The sequence below is a fragment of the Saccharopolyspora oryzae genome, assembly GCF_027853915.1.
Taxonomy (GTDB): domain Bacteria; phylum Actinomycetota; class Actinomycetes; order Mycobacteriales; family Pseudonocardiaceae; genus Saccharopolyspora; species Saccharopolyspora oryzae.
On the sequence record NZ_JAQGLA010000056.1, the window covers coordinates 34,492 to 48,781 of the forward strand.

The 14,290-nt window shown below is 69.7% G+C and carries 12 protein-coding genes; 9 read left to right on the forward strand and 3 right to left on the reverse strand.

Annotated elements, in window-relative coordinates; all coding sequences use genetic code 11:
- Positions 1–11: 11 nt before the first annotated feature.
- Positions 12–860 carry an oxidoreductase gene (locus OU415_RS26270; RefSeq protein ID WP_270951917.1) on the reverse strand — a complete coding sequence of 283 codons (849 nt, stop codon included), beginning with the start codon at positions 858–860 and terminating at the stop codon, positions 12–14.
- A 68-nt stretch (positions 861–928) separates the two neighbouring features.
- Here OU415_RS26270 and OU415_RS26275 point away from each other — a divergent pair, with 68 nt between their 5' ends.
- Together OU415_RS26275 and OU415_RS26280 are read left to right on the forward strand one after the other, a co-directional pair.
- Positions 929–1,588, forward strand: coding sequence for a DNA-binding response regulator (locus tag OU415_RS26275; protein ID WP_270951918.1), 660 nt, complete (start codon positions 929–931; stop codon positions 1,586–1,588).
- A 65-nt stretch (positions 1,589–1,653) separates the two neighbouring features.
- Positions 1,654–2,457 carry a pentapeptide repeat-containing protein gene (locus tag OU415_RS26280; protein ID WP_270951919.1) on the forward strand — a complete coding sequence of 268 codons (804 nt, stop codon included), beginning with the start codon at positions 1,654–1,656 and terminating at the stop codon, positions 2,455–2,457.
- Here OU415_RS26280 and OU415_RS26285 read toward each other — a convergent pair.
- Positions 2,446–4,653, reverse strand: a complete 2,208-nt coding sequence (locus OU415_RS26285) for an ATP-binding protein (protein WP_270951920.1) — start codon at positions 4,651–4,653, stop codon at positions 2,446–2,448. The genes OU415_RS26280 and OU415_RS26285 overlap by 12 nt on opposite strands.
- A 144-nt stretch (positions 4,654–4,797) precedes the next feature.
- Complete coding sequence (locus OU415_RS26290; protein WP_270951921.1) at positions 4,798–6,078, reverse strand: MFS transporter; 1,281 nt, start codon at positions 6,076–6,078, stop codon at positions 4,798–4,800.
- Positions 6,079–6,211: 133 nt separating this feature from the next.
- Between OU415_RS26290 and OU415_RS26295 the strand changes: the two genes are divergently transcribed.
- From OU415_RS26295 to OU415_RS26325, 7 genes are all read left to right on the forward strand, one after another.
- Entirely contained in the window at positions 6,212–6,982 is a 771-nt protein-coding gene (locus OU415_RS26295; protein WP_270951922.1) for an IclR family transcriptional regulator, read from the forward strand.
- 111 nt (positions 6,983–7,093) lie between these two features.
- Entirely contained in the window at positions 7,094–8,422 is a 1,329-nt protein-coding gene (locus OU415_RS26300) for a pyroglutamyl peptidase (protein ID WP_270951923.1), read from the forward strand.
- 259 nt (positions 8,423–8,681) lie between these two features.
- Positions 8,682–9,551, forward strand: coding sequence for a S1 family peptidase (locus OU415_RS26305; protein WP_270951924.1), 870 nt, complete (start codon positions 8,682–8,684; stop codon positions 9,549–9,551).
- Positions 9,552–9,740: 189 nt separating this feature from the next.
- Positions 9,741–12,254: a helix-turn-helix domain-containing protein gene (locus tag OU415_RS26310; RefSeq protein ID WP_270951925.1), complete on the forward strand. Its 2,514-nt coding sequence runs from the start codon at positions 9,741–9,743 to the stop codon at positions 12,252–12,254.
- 303 nt (positions 12,255–12,557) lie between these two features.
- The gene (locus OU415_RS26315; protein WP_270951926.1) at positions 12,558–13,679 is read left to right on the forward strand and encodes a hypothetical protein; all 1,122 of its coding nucleotides are present in this window, start codon (positions 12,558–12,560) and stop codon (positions 13,677–13,679) included.
- 16 nt (positions 13,680–13,695) lie between these two features.
- Positions 13,696–14,043 carry a hypothetical protein gene (locus tag OU415_RS26320; RefSeq protein ID WP_270951927.1) on the forward strand — a complete coding sequence of 116 codons (348 nt, stop codon included), beginning with the start codon at positions 13,696–13,698 and terminating at the stop codon, positions 14,041–14,043.
- On the forward strand, positions 14,040–14,290 hold a 251-nt coding region (locus OU415_RS26325; protein WP_270951929.1), incomplete at its 3' end, for an ESX secretion-associated protein EspG. The genes OU415_RS26320 and OU415_RS26325, both read left to right, overlap by 4 nt.

Sequence of the window (14,290 nt, forward strand, 5' to 3'; positions counted from 1 at the left end):
CGGGATCGACCCTACCTGGATGGGGTGACCGGGTCCGCCTCGCCGTCATCGAGGCTGAGATCGTTCGCCGCGACGTTCTCCTCCAGGTGGTCGAGCGACCCGGTCCCCGGAATCGCCAGCAGGGACGGCGAAATCGCGAGCAGCGAGGCGAGGTGCACCTGCACAGCGGTCGCGCCCAGGCGAGCTGCGATCGCGGACAGCCGTTCGGCGTCGAGCGGGCTGACACCACCGCCGAGCGGGAAGTACGGCACGTACGCGATGCCCGCGTCCTCGCATTCGGCGAGCAGGCCCACGTCATCCGCGTACCGGTTCTGCACCGCTGCGACGGGCGCGATCTCCTGGGCCTCGGCGAGCTGCGCGGCGTTGACGTTGCTGACGCCCAGGTGCCGGATCAGTCCTTGCTCGCGGAGTTCCGCCAGCACGGCGAAGCGTTCGGCGATCGACCCGCCGGCTGGCTCGGTCATCCCGTCAGCGCGCAGGTAGACCAGGTCGAGCCAGTCCAGGCCGAGGGAGCGCAGATCCGCCTCGACCAAGCTGCGCAGCTGATCGGGCCTCGCGTGGCCGCTCAGCACGCCGTCCGGGGTGGGCAGCGGGCCGACCTTCGACGCGATCACCAGATCGTCGCGGTACGGGGAGAGCGCGCGGCGGATCAGCTCGTTGGCCTGCACCGCTCCCCTGCGGTAGAAGCCGGCCGTGTCGATGTGGTTCACCCCCAGCTCCACCGCGCGCCGGAGCACCGCGATCCCGGTCCCGGGGTCTCGCGGCGGGCCGTCGACGGAGTCCGCGACCAGGCGCATCGCGCCGAAGCCGAGCCGGTTGATGGTCAGGTCGCCGCCGAGGGCGAAGGTCTTGATCGTCATGCCGACCATGCTGTCGATCCGCCGCGTCACCACGCGAGCTCGTGGCAGCTTGCTGCCAGACTCGGGGGATGCGGAACGAGCAGGTGTTCTCCGTCCGAGGGGACGCGGAGTTGATCGCGCGTGCCGGCCATCTCTTCGAGTCCGCGCGGACCGAGTTCCTGTGCGCCGCCCGAGATCTCAAGACCTTCTCTCGGCCCCGGACCGGAGCGGCGGGCCAGATGCGTGCTGCGCACTCCCCGGACTTCGTCCCCCGCAAGCTGTTCAGCCCGGTCGCGCTCGCCGATGAACAGGCCCGCGCGCATCTGCGGCAGGTGCAGAGCCGGGGAGCGCTCGTCCGGATCAGCGGCTCCCGGCTGCCGCACGAGACCATCATCATCGACCGGCGGGTGATGATCCTCGCCGGAGCGGAGACCCCGACCGGGCGCGAGTACACCGTGACGACATCGCAGATCCTGGTCGATGGCGTCCACTCGCTGTTCCAAGCCATCTGGGACACCGCCGTCGACCCGGACACCTATCTGCGGAGGAACATCCCCGATCTCGACGCCGACGGCCGCGTGATCCTCAACGCCCTGGGTTCGGGGCTCACCGACGAAGCGGCGGCCAAGCAGACCGGCCTCTCGCTACGCACGTACCGGCGGCGCGTGGCCGACCTGATGGTCGAGCTCGAGGCCGATTCCCGCTTCCAAGCCGGACTGCGCGCGGGCGAGCTGGGACTGCCCCGCTGAGGCGGGCCGGAGCACGTGTAGCGGATTCGGCCCCACCCCGCCGGATTCGAGGGCAGCATGGGGTCGTGCTAAAGAAGCTGATCAAGGCCAGTGGCTGGACCGCCATCGCGGTGGTCGCCACGGTGCTGGTGGCAGTCGTCGTCGCTTCGTTCGGGGCATTGCCCGGTTACGTCCTCGACCACTCCTCGTCGGCGTCGTCGTTGCGCGGACTCGACCGGGTGAAGGCGGAGACCGACGTCCGGACAGCACTGCTCCAAGCGGTCGGCGGAGTGCTGCTGGTCATCGGCGCGGTCACAGCTTGGCGGCAGGTGCTCGTCGCGCGCGGTCAGCAGCAGGTGGCACGGCGTGTTGCCACCACGGATGCGTTCAGCAAAGCGGTGGAACAGCTCGGCAACACCGATTCCGCCGCGCTCCGGGTGGGCGGGATCTACGCGCTCGATCGGATCACCGACGACGACCCGGCAGAGCGGACGCGGGTCGCGGAGATCCTCTCGGCATTCATCCGCGAACGCGCGTCATCGACACCGGTTTCCCCAGACGTGGCGGCTGCTCTGACCGTGCTCGCACGTCGGGAGTGGCCATGCGCCCTCGACCTGGCCGCAACCTGCATCGCCGGGGCTCGGCTCCCCCGAGCCGCTCTCGGCCGCGCTCAGCTCAGGGGCGCGGACCTCAAAGGCGCCGAGCTGTGCGGAGCAGTGCTGCGAACCTCCGATCTCACCGATGCGGACCTCCGAAACGCGGACCTGTCCGGAGCCGACCTCCGAGCTGCGCAGCTATCCGGTGCGAAGTTCTCCGGCGCGATCGCGGACCGCGCCACCCGCTGGCCCGACGGCTTCGTCCCCGACGACAACGGGGTGCTAGTCCGCTGAGTCCTGCAGGCCCGCGAATCTCTCGGCCAGCTGGACGATCTGCACCGCTGCATCGATCGCCTGCGGAAGGTTCACGCTGGTCCGCTCCTCGTACCTGATTTCGCCGTCCAGCAGCTTAGGAACCAGGAGGAAGCCGCACGCGTGATCGGGCACCTCCAGGGGCGCCAGCTCGGCGGCCGCTGCTTCCAGCCACGACCTGGCTCGTTCCAGCTCGCCGAGCTGCACCAACGCGGTGGCCCCGTTGTAGCGGCTGAGCGCCCGCAGCTTCGGACCGCTGTCCTCTTGCAGGGCCTTCTCTGCCCAAGCCAGCGCATCGTCCGGTACGTCGCGGATCAGTGCGAGGTAGGACAGGTTGTTGGCGACCGTCCAGGACGGTTTGAATCTGAAGGCGGTGGTCAGGTGTTCTACCGCGCCTGCAACGTCTCCGGCGTTGTAGCACGGGAAGGACTCGTGGATGTGGCGGTTCGCCATCTTTCGCCTTGCCTTCTCCCCAGCGTTGGCGACCAACCAGTCCTGGACCTCCGCACGCTGCCGCAACTCCAACCGCAGCCGTTCTGAGTGCAGTTCACCTCCCAGCGCACGCACTCGCTCGCAGGCCGCGCGGAATATCGGAAGCGCGGCCAGCTCGATATCCGCCGCAGCCGTCGAGTACACCCACCGCACTGCTGTCGTTCCGGCGAAGCTGCACTTCACAGTGGTGATGTCCAGCGCCGCCGGGAACCCGCACCCCACGATCGCCTCGTAGAGGAATTCGATGTTCGCGGGCAGCTGCGCGTTCTCCTCCAACGCGCCCAGGGCGGCGAGGCCAGCGTCCACGTACTTCTGCGACATCCAGTAACAGCAGGTGGAAAGTTGCTCAGCAGGGAGATCGGCGATGGCGTCGTCGATCGCGCACACGAGCCGGCGGGTCAGCAGTGCCCGAAAGGCGGACCTGCTGACCAGCTGGGGATGCTGCAATGATCCGACCTTGTTGAGGGTCCACAGCCTGACGTAGATGTGGTCGAACTGGTCCCCTGACACCCGGACTTTGCCGTTGTCGATCTCGACGATCTGCTTCGCCACGAACCGGGCCCGGAAGTCGTCGAACTCCGCACGAGTCATCGATGGTTCGCCCGCGATGCAGTGGGCGAACCAGATCTCGTCGACGGTGCTGGTCTCCAGGGAGGAGCACAGCAGGTTGAGCGCTACCAACTCGTCCCGCGTCATCTTCCGGACCGCCGAGATCAGCGGGCGGTCCTGCACCTGGCCGCCTGCCTCCATGACCTCGCGCAGGCTGTCGAGCGTCCCCGGAGACAGCACCATTTTCTGCGTTTCCCCGGACTGCCAGCGGTGGAACATCACGTGGCAGAAGAGTTGGATCTCGTAGGGGTTTCCGTCGGTGAGCGACATCAGGTCGTGCACTATGCCGTGGAAGTCCTCGAAGCAATCATGCGGATCCAGCCCCAACGCCACGAGCGGACGGGATACGCAGCTCAGCACGTCGGCGAACTCGAAGAACTGCTCAACCTTGACCGGTTCGAGCTGCCTCAGCAGCGGATCGAAGACCTCGTTGATGCGCACCAGGAGGTCCGCAGTTCCTGCAAAGACGAAGACGTAGCCGCGCAGCTGCATTCCCAGCGTCCGCAAGGTGGACAGCACGTCCATCTGGTCGGCGACCAGTTGTGCCTCGTCCATCAGCAGCACGATCGGCCGCCCCACCTGTTCGGCCAGGTACTCGAGATCGGCTCGCAGTGCCAGCTCGGAGAGCCGCCCTCCGTCTGCTGCCTGCGCGAGGCTCTCCGGGAACTCCAGCGGCAATTCGTCCTGCACTGCACCATGCACGATTCGCCGCACCAGTCGGGGCGTGATCCTCCGGCCGTCCGGCGCGGTCAGCTCCACAACCGACCCGACCGCGTGGATCAGCACCTCGTAGGCCTTGGAGAAGAAGGTCACCGGATCCGCATCGGCAGGCACCAGGTCCAACCGCGCCGTGACATGGCCGCGCTTTTCCGCCATTCTCTGCGTCATGTTCAGCAAGCTCGTCTTGCCTGCAGCGCGTCGCCCGTGCAATGCGATGTAGCCCGCCGGGCGTTCCGACCCCGCCTGGTCCAGCACGTACCCAATCCGCGAAAGCTCGGGCGTGCGTCCCGCGAACAGATCGCCGCTGCGCACTGGGTTGGCGTAGTCGAACGGGTTGCGCAACGCGGAGATGTCCAACAGTTCCTCCAGCCGTGACACCGCAGACCAAGAGGTCACGATAGTTCAGCCGCTGTCCGGAAGTGCCCGCGTTGAGCGAAGAAGCACGCAAAACGAACGGCAGTCCGCCGCGGCTTCGCGACCGCGGCGGACTGCCGGTTCGGTTCACGCGATGGCTTCGCGCTGGTCCTCCTTCGAGCGCGCTCCGCTGCCGACCAGCGGGGTGATCAGCGCTGCGACCACCATCGACGAGGCCATCATGACGAAGGAAGCCGCCGTGGAACCGGTGGCGTCGTTGAGCCAGCCGACCAGGTAGGTGCCGACGAAGCCGCCGATCGAACCGGCCGTGTTGACGCAGCCCACGCCCGCTCCGGCGAAGTTGCGCGGCAGGATCTCCGCGACGTGCGCGAAGTACGGGCCGTAGGGCGCGTACATGGCACCGCCCGCGACCACCAGCAGCGCGAACGCCCACCAGAAGTGGTCCGGTCCGACCACGTAGGACAGCAGGAAGCCGATGCCGCCGAGCAACAGCCACGGCCAGATGTAGCCGACCCGGGAGCCGGAGCGGTCCGACATCCGCGAGTTGAGCACCATCAGCAGCGCCGCGACGCCGAACGGGATCGCCGACAGCAGGCCGCTGCGGCCGATGCCCTGGCCGGTGCCTGCCGCCACGATGCTCGGCAGCCAGAACACCAGGCCGTACACGCCGATGCTCCACAGCAGGTACTGGATCGACAGCAGCACGACCGGGCGGGAGCGGAACGCCGCCGCGAACGAGCTGGCCGGGGTGGCCTGGCGGCGTTCGGCGGCCAGCTCCGCGAGCAGCGCGTCCTTCTCCGGCTCGTTCAGCCACTTCGCCTCGGACGGGTGGTCGCTGACCAGCGCCCGGAAGACGAAGGCCCAGACCACCGCGGGCAGGCCCTCGATGATGAACATCTCCCGCCAGCTGGTCATCTCGACCAGGTAGCCGGAGACGGCGTTCAACCACATCACCGTGATCGGGTTGCCCAGGATCAGGATGGCGTTCGCGCTGCCGCGCTCGCGCTTGGTGAACCAGCGGGCCAGGAACACCACCATCGCGGGCAGCACGGCGGCTTCCACCGCGCCCAGCAGGAAGCGGACCAGGATCAGCAGCGCGGCGCTGTGCAGCAGGCCCTGCACCGCGGCCAGCAGACCCCACGCCAAGGTGCACCAGAAGATCAGCCCGCGAACGCTGCGCTTCTCGGCGTAGAGCGTGCCGGGGATCTGGAACAAGCAGTACCCGAGGAAGAAGGAAGCGCCGATCAGCGAGGACATCGAACCGCTGAGGGCCAGGTCCTCCTTCATCCCGCCGGCGACTCCGATCGAGAAGTTCGACCGGTCCAAATAGGCCAGCGAGTAGGTCACGAACGCGACCGGGAGCAAGCGCAACCAGCGCTGCCGCCCCGGATCGACGGGTGATGTCAAGGCCGACTCCTTCGTCGCCTTTACCACGATGCGGTAAACCGTTCTTTATCGCGGGATAACATAGAGATCTTCCGGGGAAGCTGTCAACGCGACCGGTAACGTCTGCACGACCGATGCGGAAACGGAGGAACGAGTGCCGGAACCGTCCAAGGCACCGCGCGACGACATGGTGCGCAAGGCGTTGCGCCTGCTGGTGCTGCTCGGCGAAGCGCCGCGCGGCACCACGCTTTCCGACCTGGCCCGCCAGGCCGGCTACCCGGTCAGCACCACGCACCGGCTGCTGAAGTCCATCGCCCAGGAGAACTTCGTCGCCCTCGACGAGGAGAAGCGGTGGAACCTCGGCCTTCGCCTGTTCGAGCTCGGCCAGCGGGTGCTGCACGCCCGCGGGTTCACCGAGGTCGCCACCCCCGTCCTGGAGCAGGTCACCCGGCAGACCGGCGAACCGACGCTGATGGCGGTGCTGGACGGCCACGACCTGCTCTACGTGCACTACGTCGAAGGCACCCAGCACGTCCAGATCACCGGCGAGCCCGGCCGGCGCGGACCGCTGCACTGCACGTCGATGGGCAAGTGCCTGCTGGCGTTCGCCCCGGAGCAGCAGCGGGAGCAGCTGCTGGCCGAGCTGGAGCTGCCGTCGCTCGGCCCCAAGTCGATCATCGACCGGGAGCAGCTGGCGCGCGAGATCGAGCAGGTCCGGCAGCAGGGTTACGCGACCGCCGACGAGGAGCACGAAGCCGGCATCCTCGCCATCGGCGTCCCCGTGCTCAACCCCGCCGGGGTCGCGGTCGCGACGCTGTCCACCGCCGCTCCCGCCTTCCGCAGCTCGCTGGAGGAACTGCACACCTACCTGGAACCGCTGCACCGCGCGGCGAAAGAGCTGGCCATCGGCCTCCCGCGCCGCTGACCGTCCGGTGTGGACCGGCGAGTTCGAGCCGAACAGTGGCCCCGAGCGGGTTCGGTGCGGTCGAATGTGATCTCCGCACCAACCGCACCAACCGCACCAAGGAGGGCACACGTGCGTCCACCGGTCCGCCGCAGCATCGCCTGCACGATCGCCTCGGCAACCCTGGCGCTGCTGGCACCCGTCGCCTCGCAGGCCGCACCCGACTGCTCCGACCGGTCACGTCCGCTGACCGTCGAGGAGCAGCGGCTCCCCCGGCCGGAACCGCAGGAAGTGCTGGCGCGCAGCGGGTTCGACGACATCGGCCCGCAGTTCGCCGCAGCGCTGTGCGGCGTGGGCGACCTCGCCGCCGCGGAACGGCTGATCAGTTCGAGCGGCGATCAGGTCTGGGACCGGGCCACGGCCCGCGCACAGGGCCGCGGCAGCGGTGACCTGCCGACCGTCGACGACCGCCCGCTGTACTGGGCGCGGTTGAGCATGACCACGGCGCTGCGCCAGTGGACGCCGTCGTTCTCGCTCGACGAGTCCCAGCGCGATCAGCTGCTCTGGAGCCTGGAACGCCACTCGCGCGGGCAGACCTCGGTCGACTTCCAGCGCGGGAAGGGCATCAAGCGGGTGCTGATCAGCGGTTTCGACCCGTTCCAGCTGGACGGCGACATCCGCCGCAGCAACCCCTCCGGCGCATCCGCGCTCGCCCTCGACGGGACGGTGCTCAACACCGAGTCCGGTCCGGTCCGCGTCGAGGCCGCGATGTTCCCGGTGCTGTGGAAGCCCTTCGAGCAGGGCATGGTCGAGCAGACGTTCCTGCCGCACGTGCAGCCCGGCGCGGACCAGGTCGACCTGTTCGCCACCGTCAGCCAGGGCCGCCCCGGGCAGTTCGACATCGAGCACTGGAACGGGCGCTGGCACACCGGCGTGGACAACAACAACGAGCAGCGCGACGGCGTCGCCGAGATCCCGCCGGGCATCCCGACCGTCGAGCCGCCGCAGGAATTCGTGCCGACGACCCAGCCCTACGCCGCGATCGTGCGCGCCAACACCGGCCGCTTCCCGGTGTTCCACAACACCGAGGTCACCGAGATCCCGGCCGGCGGGACCGAACCGGTGGTGCGCCCGGACGGTCCGACGCCCGGCTCGGCCGCACGCGCAGGTGGCGGTGGGAGCTACCTGTCCAACGAGATCGCCTACCGGACGACGCTGCTGCGCGACGCCGTGGGCGCGGATCTCCGCGGCGGGCACGTCCACACCCCGGTGCTCACCTTCGCGCCGGACAACGAGGACGCGATCGTCGATCCGGTCTTCGCGCAGAACCTGCAGGACATCGTGTCCCAGGTCGGTGCGATCGTCGAAGTCGCGGCCACCGCGCGCGGCGACGAGACCACCGCTGATGTGGCGAAGACTCCGCGCGACCGGACCGGGCGCGTTCCCGCACCGTCGATGTGACCCCGAGGAGGGGTGGAGGTCTTCCGACCACCACCCCTCCTTTCGGTCGGATCCGATCAGCCGATGGATGTTGGTCCGTTCGGGTGTTGCCACTACGCCGTTCAAACCTGTTGCCGGATCTCGACTTTCGCGCCTGCGAAGGCAGAACGTGTTTCGTCGACGCGGGTTCTCGAATGCGGTCCCGGCTGTCGGTGGGCTGGACTACCTTGATCAACAATGCTCGTGATCTTCGAGCAGGTGAGGATGGAGGACACCAGCAATGGTCGAGAAATTACGGGCGCGCAAGCGCACCGCCGCACTGGCGGCGGTGGCTGCGGTCGGCGCGCTGTCGAGCTTCGGCACGGCGCACGCCGACGAGCCCCAGGGCGGCGTGACGCCCTACATCATCGGCGGCTCGCCGGCCGATCAGACCTACTCGTTCATGATCTCGCTGGAGTACGAGCGCGACGGGAACCCGGACTCCCACCGCTGCGGCGGCGCCCTGATCAACCCCGAGTGGATCGTGACGGCGGCGCACTGCATCGCCGGCGACAGTCCTGACGGCACGCCCGTCCTGGACGACCCGGCGATGTTCCACGCGCGGATCGGCTCCACCGACCGCACCACCGGCGGCAGCATCTCCAAGATCAAGGAGATCGTGGTGCACCCGGACTACAAGGCGTTCGCCGAGCGCTCCGAGGGCAACGACATCGCGCTGCTGCACCTGGACGCGCCGAGCGACCAGGTCCCCGCGCCGATGGTCGGCAAGGCGCCCAAGCCGGGAACGGCGGTCCGCCAGATCGGTTGGGGTTACGTCTCCAACGACGACCAGGGCGACCCGAACAAGCTCCCGACGCAGCTCCAGCAGCTGGACACCACGATCATCCCGCCGAACACGCCGAAGTGCGTGGCGGACGCGGGCGACGACTCGTGGGGAATCCGCGAGGGCGACCTCTGCACCGACAACCCCGAAGGCGTCCGCGGCCCGTGCGGTGGCGACTCCGGTTCGCCGCTGCTGGTCCGCGAGGGCGACGGCTGGCAGGTCGCCGGCCTGGACAGCCGCGGTGTCGGCTCCGTGTGCGGCGCGACGCCGGACATCTACACCAACGTGGCCAACTACCGCGGGTGGATCGACAGCGTGATCTCCTGATCCGGCGTGGGTCCCGTCCGCGTTCCTTCGCGGGCGGGACCCGCTGCTCCCGAACCAGCGGATCCGCAGCATCATCGTCCTTTATGGACGTTGTGTGCCCTGCGCAGATCACAGCGGCACTTCCGCCGATCCACCGAAATGGCTCGACCGGTTGCCCTAGGCTCCGAAGCCTCGAGATCGGGGGTTCTGGTGGGTGTTCTCGGCAGGGACGAATCGCTGCGGCAGCTTCGGGAGGCTGCGGTAGCAGCGCAGGACGGGCGTGGCGGCCTGTTCGTGGTGCGCGCCGATCCCGGTCTCGGGTTGTCCGCCCTGCTCGACGCCCACCTCGACGAGATGCGGTCCGCGGGTGTGCCGACGCGGCGGATCGTGGTGCTCGCGCCGCACGGCAGGACTGCGCTGTCCGAAGGTGCGGCGGAATGGCCGGAACGCGGCGTCGTCGTCATCGACGACCTGCACCGAGCCGACGATGCGACGCTGCTCGCCCTGCACGCTCTCGCTGACGAGTTGAGCGAGAAGCCCTTGCTGGTGGTCGCCGGCAGGCATCCCGGTGCCGTCCCCGCGCGATTCGCCCGTCTCGACCGGATCGCCGTCGTGCACGACCTGGCCCCGCTGGACGACGGCGCAGCGCGCGCCCTGCTGACCGAGCTGACCGGATCGGAACCACCGCAGTCATCGCTGCAGCTCGCCGCGGGCAACCCGTGGCTCTTGTCCCAGCTCAGCGCGGACGACCGAGCCGTCGAGGTGACGGCGTGGGCAACCGGACTGGCGGGGGCGGATTCGCCGCTGTTGCGCTACGCCGCGCTCCTGGCCGAGCCCGCGTCCGTCGAAGACCTGGCCGCCGTGCTCGATTCCACTCCGGTGGACGTGCTGGCCGGTGTCGAGCGGCTGACAGCGCTGGGACTGGTCGACGCGGTGGAGGGCGCGGTGAGGCTGCGCCACCCGGTGGTGCGCCACGACCTGGCCTCGACGTCAGCGGGGCTGCGCAGCACAGCAGCCAAGGCGTTGATCGACCGAAACGCCCCGGCAGCGACGATCGCCGAACACCTCGTCCACTCCCCCGTGTCCGCCTGGACCACAGCTTGGCTGAGCGAGCACGCCGACCAGGTCTCCCCGGCACCAACGCCTGCCGTGCTGCATCTGCTCGAACGCACCGTTGCCAGCCTCGTTCCGGGTGCCCCAGAGATGCTCCCGCTTCGAGCCGCGCTGGCCGAGGCCCAGCTGTGGTCGGGCCGGTCCGAACAAGCCCGTCACACCGCCACCGCGACCCTGGCGGCCCGGCCGGAACCACCGATCAGACACCGGCTGCGGGCGACGCTCGCACTGAGCCACATCTTCGCGATGGATCCCGAGAATGCAGCACAGGCCCTGGATCCGGAACGCGAGCACGGCGAGCTCCCACCGCGCTTGGCCGTGATCGACGCCACCGCCCGGCTGCTCACCGGAGACCTGACCGGGGTGGAGCGCGCGCTGGAGATCGCCGAACCGCACGCCGCGCACGATCCGGTCGTCGCGCTGTACCTGCTCAACATCCACGCCACCGGCCGGCTCGTGTTCCGCGACCTGAGCGGGGCGCTGGAGCTGCTGGACCAGGCGGACGCGCTGCTGGAGGTCGCAGCCGCCGACCGCGGGCAGTGGATGATGACCACCCTGCTGCGCGCGGTGGTCCAGGACCTGCGCCAGGACGGGGCCGCGCTGGAAACCCTCGAGCGGGCGCGGCCCGTCGCCGGCGAACTCGGCGCGGGGATGCGGGTCTGGCTGCACACCATCACCGCGCTCGCCCTGTTCAACAACGGCCGCTGGGACGAGTCCCTCGCCGAGGTCGAGGCCGCGACCGCACTGCCCGACCTGCACAGCTTCGACGGCCCGCTGCACGGCATCGCCGTCACGATCCTGCTGTACCGCGGGGATCTCCCCGCCGCCCGCGTGCACGCCGAGCTCGCCAAGCGCGCGAAACCCCGAGGTATCGCCCTCTTCTACGAGCAGATCACCGCGGTGGTCCACGCCCTGATCGCCGACTTGGAAGGCGATTCGCAACGAGCGCTGGAGGTCGTGCGCACCCTCGCCGCCGGCCAGGTGGGCGTGCACGACGGGCACGCCGTCGCCACCATCAGCCCCCTGCTCGTGCGCATCGCCGTCGACGGCGGTGACCGGGAGCTGGCGGAACAGCTGGTGGCGCAGCTGCAGGAGCTCATCTCCGGTGACTCGGTCGGCGAACGCGTCGCCCTCATGTACTGCCGAGGACTGCTCGACGGCGACGTCGAGGTGCTGCTCGACGCCGCCCAGCAGTTCGCCGAGAACGGCGCAGCGGTCGCAGCCGCCCGAGCTGCCGAGGACGCGGCCAAGGCGCTCGCCGCATCCGGTGCGGCCGCGGATGCCCGATCCGCGTACCTCACCGCGGTCGAACGCTACGCGGCCCTGACCGCCACCGGCGAGATCCAACGCGCTGACGCCGAGCTGCGCGCCTTCGGCGTCCGGCGGGGTGCGACGGGACCGCGTCGCAGGCCCAAGCACGGCTGGGACAGCCTCACCACGGCTGAGCTCCGGGTCGCCGAGCTCGTGGCGCAGGGCTTGACCAACCGGGAAGCGGCGGAGAGGCTGATCGTGTCGGTCCGGACGGTCGACTCCCACGTCTCGCGGATCCTGGCCAAGCTCGGTTACTCCTCCCGGGTCGAGATCGTCCTAGGCTTCGACCGCCGCACCTGACCGCTGTACCGATCTGCCGGTTTTCGGTACTGCCCCGCGGACACCGGATTCCGCCCTCGCCCAACCGGATCGAGCTGCAGCACGGTCGGTTTCGCCGCTGGTCAGACCGCCTCTTGCCGAACATCAGCAATGTTGCGGATGTTTTTCCGGTGCGGTCCTGGTGATCTTGAGCAGGTGCCCGCGCCTGGGGGTGGTGGGCACCGGACGGAATTCCGGGCGCGCGAGCCCGCGCCCCGTCGAAACTCGTTGGCCGTGATCGGCGCACCTCGGTGGTGCGCCGCTCTGGGAGGCGGAGAACCGGAGATGAGCGAGGAACCCGCAGCGAACCTCATCGATGCGGCATCGGCAGGTGTGCAGGACTTGGCCGCTGCTGCCACCTCCACGTTGCGGCAGGCGGGGCCTGCCGGAGAGCTGTTGACGCCCGTGGTGGATTCCCTGCGCAACGTGTGGGAGGGGTACTTCGGGGCGCCGATCCCACCCGACGGCACCAACTGGAACGCCTACAGCCACGAAGAGCTCTACCAGATGCTGTGGCAGAACGCCGACGTCGGCGACGTCAGCTCGATGGCCGCCGAGTGGGGTCAGCACCGCACCGAGCTGGCCGACCACGCGGAGTCCATGCGCCAGGAGCGCACCGCCATGCAGGCGAACTGGAACAGCGAGTCCGCCGGGCTGGCGACGAACCAGCTCGGCAAGCTCGGCGACCGAACGTCCGGGATCAGCGACCGCGCGGGCACCGTGCAGGGCGCGACCCAGGACGCGGGTGACGCGCTCGCGGTCGCGCGCAACACGATGCCACCTCCGCCAGGCGACCCGACCGGATCCGCGCTCACCAGCGCGGTGGCCGGTGCCGGGGCCGGGGCGGTCGTCGGCGGCATCGTCGGCGCAGGTGCCGGTGGTATCGGTGCGGCCCCCGGTGCGGCGATGGGTGCCGCCATCGGCGCGGTCGCCGCGGGCGGGGGCAGCTTGTTCATGTCCAACGTCGCGGCCGCGCAGAAGAAGGCCGAGGCGGTGCACGTCATGCAGCAGTACGAGGCGAACCTGCGCAACAGCAGCGAGGCGATCGCGCCTCCCGGGTCCACCGAGGCCGCCGGGTTCAACGCGCCCGCGTCGACGACCGCCGCCGGCTTCGGCGGCGGCGCGACCACCGGTGGTGGTGGGGTGCCGTGGAACCGCCTGGTCGGCGCCGACCAGCTCGGGTCGGGAGCGCGCAGCGGCATCGGCGCGCTGGATGCCGCGTTGGCCCGTGCCGGTGGGATGTCCGGGCTTTCCGGTCGTGGCGGAGGTGCCGGCGCGATGTCGCCCGGCGCCGGCGCGCGGCGCGGTCAGGAGGACGACGAGCAGGTGCACGAGAACCGGATGCCCACCATCGACCAGAAGCTCTTCGAGGACGACCGGCCCGCCAGCGCACCGGTCATCGGCTGAGCACAGGAGCGCAACGTTGACTTCCGAAGCAGGATCGGGGCACGGCTACCAGGTCGCGCCGCAGGGACTTTCCGCTCAGGTGGAGGCGCTTTCCGGCCTCCGCGAGCGCACCACCGGCCTGGCCGGTGCGGCCAGCAGGCTGGCTGGTCGGCTGCCGCAGCTCGGCACCGCACCACCGGCGCTGCACCTGGCGATGCGGTTGCGCGAAGCCGGTGGGCAGGCCGGGCTCAGCGGTGAGATCAGCGCGGCCGACACCGAGCTGAACAACTTCCGCACCGCGCTGGGCGAGACCGTCAGCGGCTACCTGAGCACCGATGACGACGCCGCGCAGGCATTGCGCAACACCGGCGGTGACCAGGCATGACCGCCGCGACCGCGCGACGCGCGCCCATCGAGTTCGGGCAGGTCGAGCTGGACCTGCTGGCCACGCACGCCGGAGTGCCGCTGCCGTTCCCGCTGCGCGTGCCGTCCTTCGGCCGCATCGCCGGTGAGCGGGAGGTCCTGCTCGCCACCGCGGGCCGCGCGCTCGAGGTGCGCGGGTTCGCCGACGAATCCGGGCCGGTGGGCGCAGCGGCCGAGGTGGTCAACGCGCTGCACCAGCACCGCGGGAC